19 protein-coding genes are annotated in these 19,307 nt (G+C 49.4%); 3 read left to right on the top strand and 16 right to left on the bottom strand.

The genetic code is table 11. From position 1 onward, the window contains the following. Nucleotides 1–12: 12 nt before the first annotated feature. The 16 genes from METH11B_RS0100220 to METH11B_RS0100145 all read right to left on the bottom strand — a co-directional run bounded on the left by METH11B_RS0100220 (nucleotide 13) and on the right by METH11B_RS0100145 (nucleotide 15,878). Nucleotides 13–552 (bottom strand): YfiR family protein, encoded by a 540-nt coding sequence (locus METH11B_RS0100220; protein ID WP_026600224.1) that lies wholly within the window; start codon nucleotides 550–552, stop codon nucleotides 13–15. 63 nt (nucleotides 553–615) lie between these two features. Then, nucleotides 616–1,485, bottom strand: a complete 870-nt coding sequence (locus METH11B_RS28940; RefSeq protein ID WP_026600223.1) for a TonB-dependent receptor plug domain-containing protein — start codon at nucleotides 1,483–1,485, stop codon at nucleotides 616–618. Next, nucleotides 1,476–2,606 (bottom strand): TonB-dependent receptor plug domain-containing protein, encoded by a 1,131-nt coding sequence (locus tag METH11B_RS28935; protein ID WP_026600222.1) that lies wholly within the window; start codon nucleotides 2,604–2,606, stop codon nucleotides 1,476–1,478. The genes METH11B_RS28940 and METH11B_RS28935 overlap by 10 nt, the downstream gene beginning before the upstream one ends. A 391-nt stretch (nucleotides 2,607–2,997) precedes the next feature. Beyond that, nucleotides 2,998–4,065 carry a hypothetical protein gene (locus METH11B_RS0100205; RefSeq protein ID WP_036276470.1) on the bottom strand — a complete coding sequence of 356 codons (1,068 nt, stop codon included), beginning with the start codon at nucleotides 4,063–4,065 and terminating at the stop codon, nucleotides 2,998–3,000. Between the two features lie 56 nt (nucleotides 4,066–4,121). Continuing rightward, on the bottom strand, nucleotides 4,122–6,920 hold the full coding sequence (locus METH11B_RS0100200) for a class I adenylate cyclase (RefSeq protein WP_026600220.1): 2,799 nt from the start codon (nucleotides 6,918–6,920) through the stop codon (nucleotides 4,122–4,124). Between the two features lie 42 nt (nucleotides 6,921–6,962). Next, nucleotides 6,963–7,562 (bottom strand): histidine phosphatase family protein, encoded by a 600-nt coding sequence (locus tag METH11B_RS0100195; protein ID WP_026600219.1) that lies wholly within the window; start codon nucleotides 7,560–7,562, stop codon nucleotides 6,963–6,965. A 10-nt stretch (nucleotides 7,563–7,572) separates the two neighbouring features. Next, nucleotides 7,573–8,319, bottom strand: coding sequence for a phosphate/phosphite/phosphonate ABC transporter substrate-binding protein (locus METH11B_RS0100190; RefSeq protein WP_036275496.1), 747 nt, complete (start codon nucleotides 8,317–8,319; stop codon nucleotides 7,573–7,575). A 12-nt stretch (nucleotides 8,320–8,331) separates the two neighbouring features. Beyond that, nucleotides 8,332–8,808 (bottom strand): PAS domain-containing protein, encoded by a 477-nt coding sequence (locus tag METH11B_RS0100185; protein WP_026600217.1) that lies wholly within the window; start codon nucleotides 8,806–8,808, stop codon nucleotides 8,332–8,334. 27 nt (nucleotides 8,809–8,835) lie between these two features. Further along, the gene (locus tag METH11B_RS0100180) at nucleotides 8,836–9,198 is read right to left on the bottom strand and encodes a roadblock/LC7 domain-containing protein (RefSeq protein ID WP_020481940.1); all 363 of its coding nucleotides are present in this window, start codon (nucleotides 9,196–9,198) and stop codon (nucleotides 8,836–8,838) included. A gap of 41 nt (nucleotides 9,199–9,239) precedes the next feature. Further along, a complete protein-coding gene (locus METH11B_RS0100175) occupies nucleotides 9,240–9,896 on the bottom strand; it encodes a hypothetical protein (protein WP_026600216.1) in 657 nt (218 codons plus the stop codon). Between the two features lie 5 nt (nucleotides 9,897–9,901). Continuing rightward, entirely contained in the window at nucleotides 9,902–10,438 is a 537-nt protein-coding gene (locus tag METH11B_RS0100170; RefSeq protein WP_020481942.1) for a GTP-binding protein, read from the bottom strand. 19 nt (nucleotides 10,439–10,457) lie between these two features. Next, on the bottom strand, nucleotides 10,458–11,687 hold the full coding sequence (locus METH11B_RS0100165) for a hypothetical protein (protein WP_026600215.1): 1,230 nt from the start codon (nucleotides 11,685–11,687) through the stop codon (nucleotides 10,458–10,460). Beyond that, nucleotides 11,684–12,385 (bottom strand): type IV pilus assembly protein FimV, encoded by a 702-nt coding sequence (locus METH11B_RS0100160; protein ID WP_026600214.1) that lies wholly within the window; start codon nucleotides 12,383–12,385, stop codon nucleotides 11,684–11,686. The genes METH11B_RS0100165 and METH11B_RS0100160 overlap by 4 nt, the downstream gene beginning before the upstream one ends. A gap of 60 nt (nucleotides 12,386–12,445) precedes the next feature. Next, nucleotides 12,446–13,837 (bottom strand): argininosuccinate lyase, encoded by a 1,392-nt coding sequence (argH, locus tag METH11B_RS0100155; protein ID WP_026600213.1) that lies wholly within the window; start codon nucleotides 13,835–13,837, stop codon nucleotides 12,446–12,448. 35 nt (nucleotides 13,838–13,872) lie between these two features. Continuing rightward, entirely contained in the window at nucleotides 13,873–15,216 is a 1,344-nt protein-coding gene (locus METH11B_RS0100150) for a sensor histidine kinase (RefSeq protein WP_026600212.1), read from the bottom strand. Continuing rightward, on the bottom strand, nucleotides 15,213–15,878 hold the full coding sequence (locus tag METH11B_RS0100145) for a response regulator transcription factor (RefSeq protein ID WP_020481947.1): 666 nt from the start codon (nucleotides 15,876–15,878) through the stop codon (nucleotides 15,213–15,215). Before METH11B_RS0100145 ends, METH11B_RS0100150 begins: the two co-directional genes overlap by 4 nt. Nucleotides 15,879–16,013: 135 nt before the next feature. Here METH11B_RS0100145 and METH11B_RS0100140 point away from each other — a divergent pair, with 135 nt between their 5' ends. The 3 genes from METH11B_RS0100140 (at nucleotide 16,014) to METH11B_RS0100130 (ending at nucleotide 19,118) form a co-directional block, all read left to right on the top strand. Then, nucleotides 16,014–16,640 carry a cytochrome b/b6 domain-containing protein gene (locus METH11B_RS0100140; RefSeq protein ID WP_026600211.1) on the top strand — a complete coding sequence of 209 codons (627 nt, stop codon included), beginning with the start codon at nucleotides 16,014–16,016 and terminating at the stop codon, nucleotides 16,638–16,640. A gap of 289 nt (nucleotides 16,641–16,929) precedes the next feature. Continuing rightward, complete coding sequence (locus METH11B_RS0100135) at nucleotides 16,930–18,417, top strand: Ig domain-containing protein (protein WP_026600210.1); 1,488 nt, start codon at nucleotides 16,930–16,932, stop codon at nucleotides 18,415–18,417. Between the two features lie 71 nt (nucleotides 18,418–18,488). Beyond that, nucleotides 18,489–19,118: a cohesin domain-containing protein gene (locus METH11B_RS0100130; protein ID WP_026600209.1), complete on the top strand. Its 630-nt coding sequence runs from the start codon at nucleotides 18,489–18,491 to the stop codon at nucleotides 19,116–19,118. The last annotated feature ends 189 nt before the right edge of the window (nucleotides 19,119–19,307 follow it).

The following is a 19,307-nucleotide window of genomic DNA, read 5'->3' as shown; positions in this document are numbered from 1 at the left end:
CGATTATCTCTCCTAATTATCGCCGACAATTTTCGCTAAGCGCAGAAGGCTGGAACTAATCGTTAGCCCCGAACTTTTAACCATGGAAAGATTGATATGTAACTGTATTTTTCCATCGGTATTCACCATAGCCACCATGCCTCCCGATCCAATAAAATCAGCTTCTTCACCTATCGTCAACACTGGGAACTGCCTGGTATCTAAAAAAACTTGCGACAAAACACTATTGGATAATTCGCTTAAAAACAGAATATGACATTGACTTAAATTACGTAATTTGTCCGAATTAATTATTTTAATCACTCTATCCCCAACCGCTTTACCGCTAATTGAATCGAAAGATTGCAATAATGCATTGTCCCCCACCAAACAAACCTGCAGGTTATTTCCGGAATTGGCAAACGCCTGCTCCGGCCATTGCGTAAAACGGGCAAAATTAAGCGTCAATGCAGCCAATACCGTATATTGCTCAAGCGCCAACGGCGCCGCGCAAGACGCGCTTGAACTAAATAACATTAATACCAACAGATAAATTTTTATTGCGTTTTGCATATCCGTCGCAACAACAATCCAATTAAATAGAAAAAATGCAAAACAGTCTACCTGCCAGCGGCGTTAGAAATTCCAACTGATTTTGCCGTACATACCCCGATCAATAAATGTCGGCAGTATCAAGTTTTCCTGTTGATACTCCAAGTGACTATTAGTTAATAAGTTTTGACCTACCAATGATATTTCCAGATCAGGTTCGGGACGCCAGGCCAAGCGCGCGTCCATCGTCACATAATCGGGTATGTAACTGTTGCCGGAAGCTGTTGCTGCGGCATTGTTGCCGACGTAGCGAAACCAAACATCAAAGTCCAAATCCGGCCGTATATTCACCGCACTGCGTAAATTCATGCGCTGCTGCGGACTGATGCCCACCACCGCCATTGCGGTTTGCGGCACTTCGGTTTTAAGCACGCTGTAATTGGCGTCCCACCGCCACCAGTCCAGCATTTGCCAAACAGTCGAGACTTCGACACCATAAGTCTTGGCTTTTAAATTATTGCTAAACGGCAAAGGCTGGACCAAAACACCGCGAATAGGATCGAAATATACGGCGCCTTGGGAAGCGTTGCGCATGTGCGCGTAATCGTTGTAAAACGCCGTCACGTCCACCGATACGGATTTGATCATGGTGGTGCGATAGCCCACTTCATAGGCAATCACGTCTTCACTGCGCAAGTTTCTATTACCTTCCAGGGCTAGTTCCACCGGGATAAAAAATGGCGACGACGGCGGCACAACCGCCGTCGTCAAGCGCATATTCGCTTCGCCGCGCGAAGGTGTGCGCACCGCTCTGGATACTCCGGCCCAAAGCCGATGATTCAGAGCCGGTGCCCACATCAGTCTGGCGGTGGGCTGGCCTTCAAAACCGGTGAAATCGTTATGTTCGAACTTGTTGCCCAAGGTCAGCCACAGCGTTTGGTCTATCAATTCCATCTCATCCTGGACGAATGCGCTGAATAACTGATTTTTCCGGTGGGCAGGAGAGGAGACATGCTGAATATAGTGCTACTTTCAAGGCGATCCGAGGTTAGTTGGTAACCCAGCCCCCAAATCAATTCATGGCTATCAAACAAGCCGAAGCGATGCTGAAAATCCAAGTCAAACGTATCCCGCCCCTCGGACATCCACTCCTCATTGCGTCGATAGTAGTCGTAAAACAACTGTAGGGATATGTCGGACTGGGTGGAAAACGTGTGCTGCCAGCGCCCCATGATATTGCCGCCGTAAGCTTCGGCTTTATCACGGAAAGTTGTACTGTAGGGCGCTAAAATACTGGGCTTAGACAACACTTGATTGAGATGGCTGTGATAAAGATCGCCCTGAAATTTAAGTTCGTCCGCTGACGACAGCTGAGAATCTATGCGAAACCCACCCTGTACTTTGTCCCAATCGTCGCCGGCGCCGTGGCCTTGCGCATTGGTATTTTGATCGCGTTTAAACCCCTTCGCATAAACCCGGCCAGTGGTATCCTCGCCCAGTTTGCCGCCATAGCGAAACGCACCAAACCCCTGCTCCTCAGTACCGCCGCCCGCCGCCACCAGACCGCCTTGTGTTTTCGAGCTGTGCTTGGTGATGATGTTGATCACGCCATTTACCGCGTTCGCACCCCACAGCGTTGCACCAGGCCCTCTAATCACCTCAATCCGCTCGACATCCTCCATCATCACGTCCTGGTTTTCCCAATAGGTGCCGGAAAACATGCGGCTGTAGGTATTGCGACCATCGATCAATACCAGCAACTTGTTGGAGAAACGGGCATTAAAGCCCCGAGAACTGACCGCCCACTTGTTCGAATCGATACGCGCCACGTCAAGACCCGGAGCCATACGCAATGCTTCGGGAATGCTGGTTGCTCCAGTGCGTTTGATATCATCGTGAGTAATCACAAATACTGCAGCGGCAGAATCGTTTAAGGCTTGGGCTTTCTTGGAAACTGAAGTGACTTCAACATTCAGCAAATCTTCCACATTTAGCTCAAGTACGTCTTCGGATGCAGCCTGCAAGGCGCAGACATGACCAGTCAACAATAAAAATCCGGCAATATATTTTTTCATAGGGGTTTATCAGCAGCGATTTGAGTAATCCAATGTCTATTAACCTGTCATTCCGGACGGTTAGATTCCGATTCCGGTAAGTGGCTTTGACTATCAACCAGCCTTTAATCAATGGCGACGGAGGTTCTCACAGCTTGGGTAGGCGTATGGAACACAAAGAGAAGCCAATCCAATCTGAATTTTCGGGAACGGCAATATTTGCGGGCCGGGTTAAACATAAAAGTTAGTGTGAAATGACTGTTTCGAGATTCTTTTGAGTTGTGGGCAAGTCTAGTTCAATTATCGAATTCGGACAGATGATGTGTCAGGCGCGGGATGGAGGGACCCTGCTCGGCCAAGCCGGAAAAGTTGCGCCGACTCGGCCGGAGGGAAATGGTGTGGAATCGTTGGTTCAAGCCAGGAAATTAAGTTGCTGCACACTGCCGGCTTTACCTTGTTCGGTTAAATAGATGCCGCTACTGGCTATTTCTCCCAGCGCTTGATTAGCCGTATCTTTCAATTGAAACGGCGTAGTCAGGTGACCTAAGTAAATCGCGCCGACATTTTTATCGCCCAGCGCCAATAATTGCTGAGTCCCGTCATCATGCCGTTGCCAAATTCGCAGTTGCTTGTAGATAGCATCGCCAGCATCGATAAACTGATTGTTATCGTCGTCATAAACCGCTAAATCGGCAAAGCCGTTGCCGCTGCGCGGACCGAACAATTCAGAACCATCGTTAATCAGGCCATCCTGATTTTTGTCCAATGCCAACATACCGCTGCCGGATTTCAAGCCGGCAATTTGATCCAAACGACCATCGGCATCGATATCGAATTGAAATCGGCTACTGCTCAGTTCCGCGGCTGTGCCGTCGAAATTGATGACCAATGGATCGGTTTTCACCGCATCGCCTGCGCGGATACTCAGATTGGATTCGGTGTAAAAGCTGCGGCTCATGGACAAGGACACCGAAAAACTCAGCGTTTGTCCATCCTTGGTGGTAATACTGCCTTCGGCGCTAAAACGGGTCGTTTCGCTTTCGAAATAAGACTCGGACTTTTGATATACCAGCCCGTAGCCTTCCCGCTCCGGTGCAGATTCGGCCGGTGCTTGCTGCGGCGCCTGAATAGTCACTGGATCGGCTTGCGCTTTTAGTTGATCCGGTGCGAATAATTCAAAATCCCGGCCGGTAATCTCCTTGACCATGCGTCGAATGATTTGCAGCAACAAATTATCTTTGGAATTAAGTGATGTAACGGTATCCAGGGTTTGCGCTGCGGTTGCAGAAGTTTGCGCTGACTGGCTGAGATCAAGGGTATCTTGAATGTTGTCGTGTGCCGTTTCGGGACGATGCTTTCGTACTTTATCGGGGTTATCTTCCGGCTTATCGATCCAGACCCGCAGCGATTCGCTGCGTTTGCTAATCTGTTGCGCTTGATGTTGGCTTTGCAGGTGGAAGGCGGAATTCTGGATAATCATGGCAACCCCCATAGCTCGATTGATTTGAGCTGAATAGCGGCTGACGGCCTGAAATATTAAATATTTAGTTTGTCTTCTATTTTTTGTTTGTAGTTTAGGAAATGGGCGGCCTGTAACTGCTCGTTTCGGTCTGTGCCCAACAGACGACAAGGCACATCTATTTCAGTGATGTGAAACGGATAGTCGTCGTGGTTTTTCCGATAGCCCAGTATGTGGGCGCGGATCGGTTTGAAGCTGTCGGCATTGGCAACGGAAAACTTGTGTTCGTTACAGTAAATCGCAATAGCACCGCCCTCCTCGGTCGCTATCCGGACTCTCAGATCCATCACACTGGCGCCAAGTTTGACCGGCACAGCGTGACAAGACAGCACCCCCGCTGAATTACGCTGGATTTCATAAAATTTTACACTCAAGCCATCCGGCAATTGCGCGCGCGCCAGCAAGGTTCCCAAAAACACCGAATAGTGGGTGACGACATGTTCTGGGTTGGCATTGCTATGCTGATGGACAAACAGCGCGCCTTTTTCGTCAAGCACGTAAACACCAACGTGTTTGCTGGTAGCATGATAAAAAACCTGAATCACATCAGCCAAATTCTGCGTATATAAAGACGGAATATAGGTTTGATCCAGTACGTAGGCATCAAAAAATACTGCGGAAAATTGCGGATTCGGTTTGGCTAATTCATGTAACAGTTGGTTTTGGGTGTCCAGCCGATAATAACCCAGGCTGCCGTTTCTAAGTTGGAACAAGCCATAACCGGTCTCAGCTGCCACGATATAGCGCTGCAAGCCGTCCCGACCGGAGGCAAAAAACTTTAGCAAATTGCCGAACAAGGCTTCGATGCGTAAGATGATGCTTTTGCCGCGCACCGGGTTGTAACATAGAACTTGGAGTTTATCGGCCGACAACGGCGTGGCGCTGTTGTTAAACACATCGACGAGGCAGTTAAAAACCCCCTCTATGCCTATATAGCGCTGCAAACTGGCCTCACCCCAATTGGATACGGATAAGCGCTGTATACTCTGGATAAAACACTGGCGGCTGTCACCGTAACTTAAAGGGTCCGAGCGTTCGCTCATCACTAATTGTTGATTGTTCGCGTCGATAGCCAAACTTTCGCCGAGATTTATCAGTAACAACGACGACGCGATGCGATTCGGCTCGCCGTAAACCTCCAGATCGTTCTCCCTGCCGGGCAAATAGCGGCTTAGAAACGCATTCAACTCATTAAATAGTTGATATAAATCATTACTGGCTATTTTAAGACTGGAGGTAACCAGTTGCAGATTGAGCGATTTTTTATATAAGCCGTTTACCACCGCCCAGCACAAAACTTCGAGTAAGCTATCGCCGGATTTAATAGCGCTTTCCGGGGAGGCTTTTTGCGACGCAATTCTGTCGTCATATAGACACCAGCGTGGCGGCGCGTCTTCAGTAAAGACTTCAACAACCACCAGCAGATCGGGTTTGGCATGTACAGTGGTTCGGGTGGTTAGCACTTCGATTTTGTCGGGACGTAAATCCAGGGTTGCCCGCAATTTCCGGCCGATCAATTTCAAGTCTCTGTTTTCGCGCTGCGCCTGATCCAATGGCAAACCGGAAAACTTTAAAATCATCCGCAGACATTGTTGCAGTTGATCGCGAATCACCACGTGCTCGACACTGGCTTTCTTAATGTCCCAAAATTTTTGACTGGCCAAATTGTCCAACAAATCGTCCGGCCATTCCCATTGGTTTGCCACGCTGTGCAGATAATCTTCACGTTGCAGACGTACCCTGTTCTCCGTGAGATTTTCGGAGGCAGCCATGATTTTCATATAAAAACATTCCCGAATCAGATTCAACCGCCGCTTGGACTGCGCTTGCCGCAGATAGGCATCCACTTTGCGGTACATCAGCAAGTATGGATCCAGGCTTTCGACACTGAAATCGCCTTGATACACCGCCTGTTTTAATGTCAGGCACAGCCACTGCGGTTCGGGAAATTCACTGGCGTAACTTTCCATCAGCAGCAGCTTCAACAAGGACTTATGCGGGGACGTCAAAGATTTGTATATATGCCAAAGCGTAGCGCTGACGAATTCCGCCATCGGCATATCTTCTAGGCCACCGAAATCGACAACGTCGGTTTCCGAAATAAACCGGTTCTCCAGCAAATGCGCAACATATTGCTTGTAGTATTTTTCCTGTTGCGGCGGTACCAACCACCAGACCGGCACCCGCCCGGCGATGTAAATCGAGGTGCGGTAAAACTCTTCCAACAACAGATAATGTTGAGTTTCGCCGCTACTCTCTTTAGAGATCGGCGTATTTTCGCCGCGCAAAAACTGCGCCGCATCGACAAGAAAAAAATGCGTCTCAATTTTTAAGGTCGCCGCCCATTTTTCCACTTCCTGAGCTTTTTGCCGCAATTCGTTTAATTCGTCGGCTGCCAAAGTGGATGAATGGCAAAGCCAAATATCAATATCGCTGTTTTTCGAAAACGCCATACTACCGACGCTACCCATTAAAAAAATAGCCTGGATAGGATAGTGTCTTAAGGCTTTGCGCTTGTAGACAAAGCCTTTCGAAAACTGTTTGGCAACATCGGTAGCCTGCTTGTTGGGCGTGTAATCAGGAATACCGGCCGGGCCTTCCAACGACACGAAACCGGGCAACAAGGGATGGTTTTGATGAAACAGTAAAGGCAGCAGCTTCAAGAAATCCTGCTGGCGCGGCTGTAGAAAACTTTGCACATGTTGCAAACGCAACTGATTGAAGTGCTTGAATCGTTGGGCAACCGCATATAGATCTTTTTTGCTGATCTCTTCGCCCGGCGCGCCTAAATGGATGGGTAGGAATCGATTGGTCAAAATTGCCGCGCCTAAATCAAGTGTGAGGCCAGTATAGAAGAATCAACCCGGCTTGTGAAAATTAAGCTGGACGAAGCGCCCCTTACCGTCATCGAAGCTGGTAAAACGGGTTAAACAGGCGTGCGGCAAATCGATATGAAAACTTTGGGTAACCGGCAGATTGAAGGCTTCGGCGAATATTGCTCTGATCACACCGGCATGGGTAACCACCAGCACTCGCCGCCCGGCCTGGCCGACCAATAAATTTTCCCAGCCCTGCCGCACGCGGGCGGCGAATGTTTGATAGCTTTCGGCATTGGGCGGGGTGAAATTCACGGGGTCTTTATAAAATTCCGCAAGTGCGTCGGGCCAGCGGCTGGAAATTTGCTCGGCGGTTTGGCCTTCCCAAGCGCCGAAATCAATTTCACGCCATGCCGGTTCGATCAACAAGTCCAGTTGCTGTTGTTCGCACCAGGCGGCGGCAAAGGAACGGCAACGGCGCAACGGTGAACTGATCACCACGTCCCACTGCCCTTCCCCGCATTGGCTATACATCTGCCGCCAACCGCGTTCGGTAAGCGGATCGTCTGTGACTCCGCGATAACACGAACCGCCTCGGGCTTCGCCGTGCCGCAGAAAATCGATTATGGTTGACTGATGCATTAGGATGAAATCAGGTGTTCAAGGTGTCCATCAAATCGATCATGAACTCCATTTCTTCGTCCTCGATCCGTTGCCATGCGTTGAAGCCTAAGGCGTTCAACACACCACCACCTTTTTCATCCTTGTCCATCTCCAGTAGTATTTTTTGGAAGTCGTCGCGACGACTCCGCAATCTCGGACCTATCATCAGAGAATGGTAGATGACGCTAATTTGACTGCGCACCAATATCCGCAGCTGTTTTTTGATCATACCGGACAGGTTGTCGTATGCCTCAGCGAGAATAATGCCGACATCCGCCTCGCCTTTCAGCAGATGTTTTGCCACCAACACATGATTGTCCGATAACAGCGGGATGATATTGCCGGCATGCAAATCAGCGGGCTCCAACATGATCATCCCCATCAGGCGCACATCCGGATCGTCGGTGAATGCCACACGCGTATTCGGCTTTAAATCCGCCACGTCGTTAATATTGCTATCGGCGTTAACAGCAATGATCGCTTCGTCGGCTTCACCCTGGGCGCGCACCAATGGCAAAAAACCTTTCTCTCTGACCAGCATGGCGGCATCGAAGGGATTGGCGTAAATCAAATCGATCTTATCCTCGGCTATGGCTTGGTGTAGATCGTGATAATGATTGTACATTTCCAAATGGATGGCTTCGGCGCTCTGTTTTTGCAGCCAGGTGTTAAAAATATACCAACCCGACAGGCGGTCTGGGGCAAAATCCGGGCTAACTGTAAACATGTAAGACATGATGCTCCCCAATTAAATAAGTGTCGGATACAGCGCGATGCATTCATCGACTTTGCTGCGCGAGGGTTTGCGGCGCACCGAGGTGTAGCCAACCACCTTACCAGCGCGCACATTGGGAATCACCGTAGCTTTTACCCAATAATAACCGCCATCCTTGCGTAAGTTTTTCACAAAGCCTTGCCATTTTTCACCGCGTGATACCGTATCCCATAAGTCTTTAAATGCGGCTGCCGGCATATCCGGATGTCTGAGAATACAATGCGGCGCGCCAAGTAACTCCGCTTCGGTATAGCCGGACATTTCCACAAATGCGCGATTGACGTGGCTGATGATGCCATCCGGCGTGGTGGTGGAAACAATCAACTTGCCATCGGGATACGGCGTTTCAAGCTCGGTGTATAGCACTTTTCTGGATTTGCCATCGCAATAGGTAAGCGTTGCTTCCTGGTACTCGCCAACGATGTCTTCGGGTTTCATATCAACGATCATGATTTGCTCCGGGTTGCCGGTTAGGGTTTACAGCATTTCGGAAATACTCTCCGCCGCACGCTTCACGTCAAGAAAGATGAGTCCGAGCTTGGCGTTGGGTTTGGCGAGTACGGTGAGTACGGCTTCATTACCCGCATAGGTCATTAACACATAGCCCCGGGCACCTTTGATCAACACCTGCTCCAAATTGCCGCGATTTAATTCTTGCGCAGTTCTATCGCCCAAGGACAACATCGCCGCACTCATAGCGCCCACCCGATCCTCGTCCATACCGGCGGGTAACACCGACGCCATCATCAAACCGTCGGTGGAAATCACGCCGGATGCTTCTATATCCGCCGAAGTGCCGTTCAATTCAGTTAAAACCGACGTCAGCATGTCTGCTTTCATAATGTAATTCCTCTTTGATAAAGGGTGGTGTTGCGATGCGCTTAGTTGGAAGCGTCAGCGGCTTTGGTTAAATAGCGGGTGATTAAAGCCCAGGCCAGGGTTACAAACTCCGCCTGGTTAAAATGCGGTACGCCGGTTATCGCCAATACGAAACGGTGCTTACCGACGAACATCGGCCAGAAGCCGATTTGACTGTTACCGAAAGGATCAACGATGGCCCAGGCATGACTGGATATGCCCATATTGTTTATCAGTAATCCGGAACGGCGTTTATGCACGGTCGCCAGTTCTGCACTGAGCGCGGACAGTTCTTCGGCTACTTCATGTGGAAAGCCGCTGCAAGCCAGGTAAAACCCTTGGTCGTCTGCCAATAGCACTTTGCCGCTCTCGGAAATCTTTCCCAACAAATCCGGCAAAATCTCCTCTAGCGCTGAGTGTGGCGCCTGCAAAGGTGTATCCACGCCTTGCACCCAGCCCAGTTTTTGGCAATACAACAGCAATTGCAAGGCCTTGTCCTCGTCATCGATTTCCATCAATGTTTGCAATTGCGCGATAGTCAGTGCCGGAGTTTGTTCCTGTTGCAGCAAGCGGATTAAAAACCGCCGAGGTTTATCGGTTTCCGGCGACGATATGGCGTAATAAGCACCAGCGGGGGTGGGATAGAGATACAGCCCATTAATCAGATCAAATCTTTCCATCGTGATTAGCCCGCCAAACCAGGATCGAGGGAATATAACAGGGCTTGTACCAACAAAGAGACGTCATTCTTTTCCCGCGCATCCACCGCAAAAACCGGCGGTTTCAAGCCAACTCCCTGCAATTGCACATGGTAGTCTTCTATTGAGGGTGTGCTACTCAAATCCATTTGCGTCACCCCAATCGCTACGCTGGTATCGTTGATAAACTTACCGAACGCGTCCAGAAAAAAACGCATATCCTGAAAAGGGTCCGCGCGCGTGTTGTCTAGCAATAAAATTAAGCCGATGCCGCCGTTGGTTAAAATATCCCACATGAAATCGAAACGTTCCTGGCCGGGAGTGCCGTACAAGTGAATTTTTTCGCCTCCCGCCAAATTCATCACACCGTAATCCATAGCCACCGTAGTGGATGCTTTACGGTTTTTTGTCATATCACTGGCGGCCGCATCGGTTTTGACCGGCGGCACATCGCTAATGGCATTGATTGCAGTCGTTTTGCCGGCACCTACTGGGCCCGTGAAAATAATTTTGTATTGACTCATCGAGATTCCTTATCGTTTGCTAAGCGCCGCGCAATTTGTTGAGAATTTTGCTTAATAAACCTTCATTTTTAGGCTTCTTGGTTTGTTCCACGGCAATCACCGCATCGACTTGACGTTCGCTCTGTTTCAATATGCCTATGGCATGACACGCACTAATAAACACAAACACATACTGCGGTTTGACATGTAACAGACCAGCGACTTCCAGCGGCGTTCTCGGTGCCTGAACCAACAATGCGGCAATGCGCAAAGCATCTGGCGTGATGACCAGCCGGGTAAAATTCGGCCATCTTTCCAAGTAGACCGGCCGTTGAATATCCAGGCCTATCGGAAAGCGTCCCTTGGATGTCCAGATTGCCAATTTCCAGACAAAAGCGCCCATATCTTGAAACTTGTCTTCGGCGCGCTGAATAGCGGTTGTGGAATCGACTGCCGTCAAAATCATTTTGCCTACGGATCCTTTACCTAATGGCATCCCGGCAAATGCGCGGGTTTGTTTATCGTCGGCATCTACCCAGATTTCCTGGTTTTCCGGAAAAATCGTCAAAGGTTTCCAAATCGAGCAAAGTTGCAAGACGCGCGACTGCAAATTAGCGGTTTTATAGGCCGACATCACGTAGCCCAAAAAATACTGCCTGGGGTCGTAACAGGCTGTTAACAACTGCACCTCGTCGTCGAAATCGATATCGCTCAGTGTTCCCAAAAACGCGGTGAAGCCGCCTTCGTTCAACTGCATCGCCGATTGATGTTTGCTGGCTTTATGGTGTTCAGCGGAATCACCTGAGTTTGGTGCCTTAGCCTTATTGACATAGACATCCATAGTCATTTTTTTCGGCGTCTCGTCTTTGGGCGGTTCCGGCACATCAGGTATCTTTGGTGCTACCTGCGCAATTTTCGTACGTTCGGTAATAGCTTTGCGAGCTTCGGCAACCGCCTTGATTTTGTCGAGCACCGCCGTTATTTGTTCGACATTCACCGGCTTCTTGATGAAATAAGTGTTATCCAGTTGCAGGTTTTGTAACGACAATAAGATGATCGGTCGGCCCGGCGCGGCGGCTTTTCTGGCATCCAAAATATCCCGGGCTTTAGGGTGATCCGCGTCGATCATATCGATGTCGGCTTCGGCATCGTCAACCACGACGGCAACCCCTCGGCATGGCCCCTTCAAATACATTTCCATGGTTTTACAGGTGCGGCTATCCATGCCATGCAGAGCGATTCGAAATGGCGTTTTATTCGGCTTGCTCATGATGCCTGTCCTTCAAAGTAATTTGCCAATTCCCGCCATTCAGCATCTAGGACAATGGCAGAGTCGCTAAAGCGTTGCCGATTGATTTGAAAGCGCTCGCGGTTTTTTGTGGATTTATAAAGCTCTAACAAAGCCAGTTGTAAATCCGGACGATCATGCTGAAGGGTGATGCCGGTTTCCAACACATCCATGGCCTGTTCAAGCTGACTGTATTCGATAAAGTCGTTAGCTAAGGCCAGATAATCATGCTGAGCTTCCGTTTGCTGTCTGGACCTGACCAGTTCGCGGCTACCCAACATTCCTTTGCTAAACAGCGAATATCGATTACCTTGTGGCTCCTTCGCATCAGTTTTAAGCAAATCCTGACATTGCTGACCATGCAGTCGCGCCTGACTAGCTTGTATCATACGGCGACTAATCGAAGTCCCTTTCCCATCCAAAATAATCACTAAATCCAACAAGGCTGCGTAGAGTTGCTCGGACAGATGCCGGTCGTAACAAATATAAATCCTGCGTAGATGCGCCAGTAGATCTTTCGGGTTTCTACTAATTTTGAAAACTATGGAGGTCAATACTTGATCGGCATCGGCGTCGGGACAGCTAAATAAGCTCAGTTCCCGGTCGTGCCAAAAGTCGGTTTCTTGCTGGCGCTCATCAGGCGATGGTTCAGCAAGCAGTCGGGAAAAATATTGGGGCATGCCACCCTCCGAATCAAACGATGCTCGAAGGGTAGCAGTTAAAAAGCCAATTTCCAGGATTTAGTGGGGTATTTGTTGTCTTGCTTCACATATTGCCTGACGAACCGCTGCCGGTGCGGTGCCGCCGATATGATTGCGGGCAGCGACCGAACCTTCCAGTTTCAGAATGTCGAAAACGTCAGCTGTAATGGTGGCGGAAAAGCCCTGCAACTCTGTGAGCGCTAATTCTGACAGATCCCGTTCCGTTTGTAGTCCTAGCCGCACAGCCTGACCTACGACTTCGTGGGCATCACGGAATGGCATACCTTTGCGAACCAAATAATCAGCCAAGTCGGTAGCGGTGGCGAATCCTCTTTTGGCGGCGTTATACATATTTTCGCGTTTGGCTTGAATGCGCGGCATCATATCGGCAAAGGCCCGTAAACAATTGATTAAGGTGTCGGCGGTATCGAACAAAGGCTCCTTGTCTTCCTGATTGTCCTTGTTATACGCCAAGGGCTGGCTTTTCATCAGCATTAACAAGGACACCAAATGCCCGGTGACCCGGCCGGATTTGCCGCGCACCAGTTCCGGTACGTCCGGGTTTTTCTTTTGCGGCATGATCGAGGAGCCGGTGCAAAACGCATCCGGAATGTCGATAAAATTGAATTGCGCGCTGGCCCACAACACCAATTCTTCCGAGAATCTCGACAAATGCATCATGATTAAACTGCCGGCCGCCGCAAACTCAATCGCAAAATCACGGTCGCTGACCGAATCCAAGGAGTTATTCGACGGCCGGGAAAATCCTAATAGTTCGGCAGTCATGAAACGGTCGATAGGATAACTGGTACCAGCCAATGCCGCGGCGCCCAACGGCATCACATTAAGGCGTTTACAGCAGTCTTGCAGACGCTCCTTATCCCGGCACAGCATCTCGAACCACGCCATCAGATGATGGCCGAATGTCACGGGCTGTGCGACTTGCAAATGGGTAAAACCCGGCATGATGGTGTCGGCCTCGCGCTCCGCCACATCCAATAAAGCGATTTGCAGGCGTTGCAACTGCGCCAATATCGTTTCGATTTCGCTGCGCAAATATAAGCGAATGTCAGTTGCGACCTGGTCATTACGCGAACGGCCGGTATGAAGTTTTTTGCCGGCAATGCCGATCAAATCGGTCAAACGCGCTTCGATGTTCATGTGCACATCTTCCTGCTTGATCGACCAGACGAACTCGCCGCGTTCGATCTCACCGCCGATTTGCATCAATCCGCTGCGAATGTCGGCGAGCTCCTGCTCAGTCAGAATACCTATCTTGCACAGCATGGCCGCGTGCGCCAGAGAGCCTTGAATATCTTGCCGGGCCATGCGCCGGTCAAAATTGACTGAAGCGGTAAATTCTTCGACAAAAGCATCGGTGGCTTCGGCAAAACGGGCGCTGGAAAGTTTTTCGGTGTTAACGGTGGTCATAAGCAATCAAACGGTAAATGCAAAAGAAGCGGGAATTATACCGATGCTGCAGCTATCCACCTTGGGAATTGCACACTCACATGCAAACCACCTAGCTGCTTGGAACGCATGATCTCCAGCGTACCGCCATAAAATACGGCGATGTCACGCACAATCGCCAAGCCTAGCCCATGTCCCTGCACTGCTTCGTCCAGCCGTAATCCCCGCTTACTTAATTGCTGCATATCCTGCAACGAACAACCGGGGCCATCGTCTTCGACACTGATGGTAATGCCGTCCTCATGTTCAACCGTGACTACGACCTGCTTATCAGCCCATTTGCAGGCGTTATCCAGCAAATTACCGGTCAGTTCCAGCATGTCTTCCCGATCAAAATTGATTAGTTGATCGGGGGCATTTACTTTGATCGTTAGATTTTTCTCAGCATAAACGTTTTGCAAAAGCATGACTAAGGCCGTGAGTTCTTGCTGCGAATTAAACACACTGGCAGTTTGCAGATTACCGGAGATACGGGCGCGTTTTAATTCTCGTTCGATGCGCTCGTGTATCGCTTGAGTTTGCTGTTGCAGCTGATTGCGCAGCTCCGGATGATCATCGAGTTGCGAATTTTCAGCCAGCCGAAACAGCATCGCCAAAGGCGTTTTTAACGCGTGAGCCAAATTGCCAATCGCCGTGCGCGATTGATGCAAGCGCCTCTCAACCAGCACTAGCAAGCGATTGACTTCCGCAACCAAGGGTTTGATTTCCGCCGGCACTCTGGCTTGGATCTGTGACTGACGGCCATAGGCAATTTCCGCCAATTCATCCCGCGCGGCCTGCAACGGTTTCAGCGATCTGCGCACATCGTTACTTTGCAGGGCGATTGCAGTCAGCAGTACCATGGCCGTCAGTACCAGATAGGCGAGCCGGATATGATCTATATCGTGACCAATATCGCTCAAATCCTCGGCAATACTAATTGTGATTGCATGACCAAACCGCTCGAAACCTCGACTCAAGACCAGCAAAGGTTGATGATGCGGCCCATCGGGAAAATGGAATTGCCTGGCGGTATTGACAGGCTCCGTGGCGAAAGGCAAAACCCCATCTTGCAGCGATTTTGAATAATAGGCTTTTCCCTCAATCTGGATCACGAAATAGTGGCCGGAATACGCCTGACCGTAAACGGTGCCTGCATGCGAGCTATCGAAGATCAGTTCGCCTTCGGCATTGCGTTTCAATGTATCGAGCAACGAGTCGCCATCGTGTTGCAAGCGGGTCAGCATTTGTTTTTCCGCCACGGAGCGAATCACCCAATCTGCTGCTAACCAATGCCCGGCAAACACCATACTCAGGATAATAATCAAGCCGCGGTTGAGCCGCTGGCGTAACGAGATCATGGCTTTTCGCCAAAGATGTAGCCTTGCCCACGCCGAGTAGCGATCAAATCCTTACCTAATTTACGCCGTAACCGATTGATATACACTTCGATAACGTTGCTGGCGGGGTCGCCATCGCTTTCGTACACGTGCTCAAGTAAATGGCTTTTGGTGAGCAGCTTGCCGGGATGCAGCATGAAATAGCGCAGCAAACGAAACTCGATTGCCGTCAACTCGGCATGCTCAGCGCCATCGACACTGACCGTTTGTCTGTCTTCGTCCAAGGTCACACCGCAACCACACAGTTGCGGCTGCATCATCCCGTGCATGCGCTTTAACAAGGCTTGGATGCGTGCCTGTAACTCCTCGATATGAAACGGCTTACCTAAATAATCATCGGCGCCCACTTTAAAGCCATCGACTTTTTCATGCCAGGCATCCCTCGCCGTCAGCACAATGACCGGCACATGATTGCCCGCCTGCCGCCAACGTCGCAGTACTTCTAGTCCGGGCATTTTCGGCAAGCCTAAATCCAGGATGACGATATCGTAGGATTCAGTCATGCCTAAAAACTCGCCGCTTTCGCCATCCATGGCCAAATCGACCGCAAACCCGGCTCTTTCCAGGTCGGCTTTTAAGGATCGGGACAGGCCTGGATCATCTTCTACCAGCAATAGTCGCATAGTTGAGTCATAACAAAGGTTGGTTTCAAAGAGTTACTCGGAGAAAACTATTTTAACCCCGAACTTTTAAGATTGGATTTATCTCGGTTTCCTAGACTAGCTATATCCGCAACTAAGCATACCGAGGTAAACAACATGAATAACGAAAACACCGTAGCGGTCTGGGACATTTTTATCCGTATTTTTCACTGGTCGTTGGTCCTTGCCTTTACTGTGGCCTATTTCACCAGCGAGGAAGAAAACGCTTGGCATATTTACGCCGGCTACACGGTTTTGGGTCTGATTATTTTCCGCATTCTGTGGGGAATAATCGGCAGCCGCCATGCCCGCTTTAGCGATTTTGTCCGTTCTCCCGGGAATGTTTACCGCTATATACGCGAACTGCGCGCAGGTTCCGCGAAACATTATGTCGGCCACAATCCTTTGGGCGGCTGGATGGTCATGGCATTGCTCTCTACGCTGCTGGTTGTGACTGTCAGCGGCTTAAAAGTATATGCGATAGAAGAAGGCCGAGGCCCGCTGGCTGCCAATCCGACAACGCTAACTTTGATTAGTGCTGCCCATGCAGAAGACGACGACGATGATGGAAAAGCAGAGATGGAAAGCCAAGACGAAGAATTTTGGGAGGAAATTCATGAAGGTGCAACGAACTTTATGCTGGTATTGATTGCCCTGCATATAGCCGGTGTCATTATCTCCAGCAGATTCCACCGAGAGAGCCTGGTAAAAGCTATGCTCACCGGAAAAAAGTCAAAGGAATGACAATAGAAACGTGATAATTGACGCAGTTTTAATTTTAAATTCATTTTCCGCTGTTATAAATTCCCGACTTTAAGTTGCCTGACAGTCTGAAATCTGCTTTCCGAGTTAGGCAACTCACTACATGCCTCGCGGCAAAACTATTTTAACTCCCGATTTTTTAGATCCCCATACGGCATTATTTGGGCTTATTAAAACCGGGAATTTGCTTTGATTTAGTTGATTAGTACGCCGCCAGTTTCATTGCTAGTTTAGGTCAGTTTACACACCACTAATCAACAGGGAACACACTATGAAAAAGATGACTCTCTTATTGCCATTGCTAGCGCTTGGCTCTGCCGCCGAGGCGAGCAACATCAGGGGCTCTTTAGGCAATTTTGATGCGATGAACCGCACTGGCGAAATCGTATACGGTATCGAAATAGAATTAGACGATTGTCACAGCAAAGACGTCATCAGCACTTACCCAGGTAATCACTATGGTTACGGAAAAATTCGTGAAGACCTTACCGACCCGGCGCATCCAAAAACGTTTGTTCGTTATGAACAACCGGTAGCCAGCGGCTTTCAAACTGGCTTCACTAATTTTTTACCGCCTAATAGCGCCCCGTCTTGCTATAACTTGGCTCAAAACGTTGGTTGCGAGCATTTTGGTGTGCATTTTGCGTATGGAAACGCCAATCCCTACAGTGCTGTTAAATACAACTGGCTAGTCAAAGACGCCAGCGGCAAAGTCGTTGTCGGTCCATCGCTACTTATCAGCACGCCCGTTTTTGATTTTACCCCGCCAGTTGTTGGCATTCCCGCGCAAGTCGTTGCGACTATTCCCGCCCCCGTCGTTCCGCAACCCGTGGTTAAAGAATTTGGCGAACCTAGCTGGGTTAAGGTCATCAAAACCAAAACACATAAAACCCGGCCTTTGGCCTTGGGCGATCTGATCAGCGATGACCATGATGGCGACAACCTCCCTGACTGGACCAACGGCGAACCTGACGAAGTTGAGTCGGAATGGCATTTATTACAAACACGAAACGGCGCCAGCAGCAAGAAGACTGAGTTAACCGGCAAAGCCGAGGATATGGGCGAAAATGGTGACAAAGTCATTACCCGCCGCTATGAGTTTTATGCCTATGCGGGTCCCGCTGCCTCGATAGACGGTGAAAAAGGCGAAGCCATGTGTGACGCAGTCGGTGCGGACGGCATTTCCGGCTTAGACGTCGTGGACGTAACAAACGCTTTTGGCGAAACTCAAAGTTTTGATTGCAGCACGGTAGCCGTCGTCGGTGAATATCTGGGCGCGCAAATGACAGAGTTTTTGGCTGCCACACCGTTCAGCATGGTCGATGCGTTGCAAAACGGCAGTGTCAATGAGCTACTTCCACAACGGCCTGTCGCTAACGGCGGTAATACACCCTACGTTGTAAACGTTACTACAGGTGCGTTACCTAACGGGTTGGCAATCGATTCGGACACCGGCTTGTTATCCGGTGTGCCGTCAAAAGTGGGTGTGTTTAATTTTACCGTATCCGCAAGTGATACCGATGGCACCGCGGCTTCTAAAGCCTATACCGTAAAGGTAACCGGCCCTGGCGATACAGATCGCGATAACGACATTGATTTGAATGATTTGAATACCATCAAAGCTAAATACGGCCAAGTAGTTAGCGCAGGTGACCCATCCGATGTGAATGGCGATTTAAGAGTCAATCTCGCCGACCACAGAAAAGCAGCGACGCTTTGCACTTTACCAAAATGTGCTTTGGTTACTCCAACACCATAAGTGCTGTTTCAATTTTTTAAGCATGATGTCGGGGTGCAGGCCCCGACAGACCACAAATCTACGGAATCGTTATGAACAAAAATTTATTTATTAGATTGCTGGCATTAGCTGCCGCTGGTTTTTTCCATACTGCGGAAGCGACCACTTTAAGTCTCAAATTTCCAAATAATTCGAATATCTATACCACTACTGTAGGCTCATTTTTTGATGCCAATATCTATGTCGATGGTTTAGCTGATTTTGGTGCTTTCGATCTGACCTTGACATACAACAGTAACAATCTGTCGGCGCAGTCCCTAACTAGCACCAGTATTTTTGGCACCGACGATTCGGCAGTATTTATTAACACCATTACACCTGGCATAGGTGGTTCGGGTTCCATTCACTTTGCTGAAGATTTATCCCCCACAAGTTCTGCAAACACAGGCTTGAATATAACCGGGCCAACTTTATTGGGCACCATAACGTTCAAAGCACTTACAGTTAGCGCGATTAATACTGCTTACTTAATCAATTTCAGCGCTTCATCAGAAATTTATACTTTCGACGGCACATCAATCGGCGGGACAGCGCAAGGCGGGAACGTTAAGATCACTGCCGTACCGGCAGCAGTGCCCTTGCCAGCCTCGATATTTTTGTTTGTTCCGGGTTTGTTAGCGGTATTTGGCGCTCGCAAAGGCACAAGAAAAATTGCGGCATAGGGGCTAAGGAAGGCTGCGCAGTCTTTTATCGATAGTTTCCGATTGCGTTATAAACCCACAAAAGCCATCTCGGGAGAGTTGGCTTTTTTTATTTGTGTTTTAGGAATGAAAAATTTGAATTGAACACAGTTTAATTTATGTTTATAGTGCCTCCCGGCAAATCGCAATCTGTCTGCTAATATGCGCTTA

Origin of the sequence: Methylomonas sp. 11b, assembly GCF_000515215.1 — a bacterium.
Classification (GTDB): Bacteria; Pseudomonadota; Gammaproteobacteria; order Methylococcales; family Methylomonadaceae; genus Methylomonas.
This window is presented reverse-complemented; position numbering and strand designations above follow the sequence as displayed.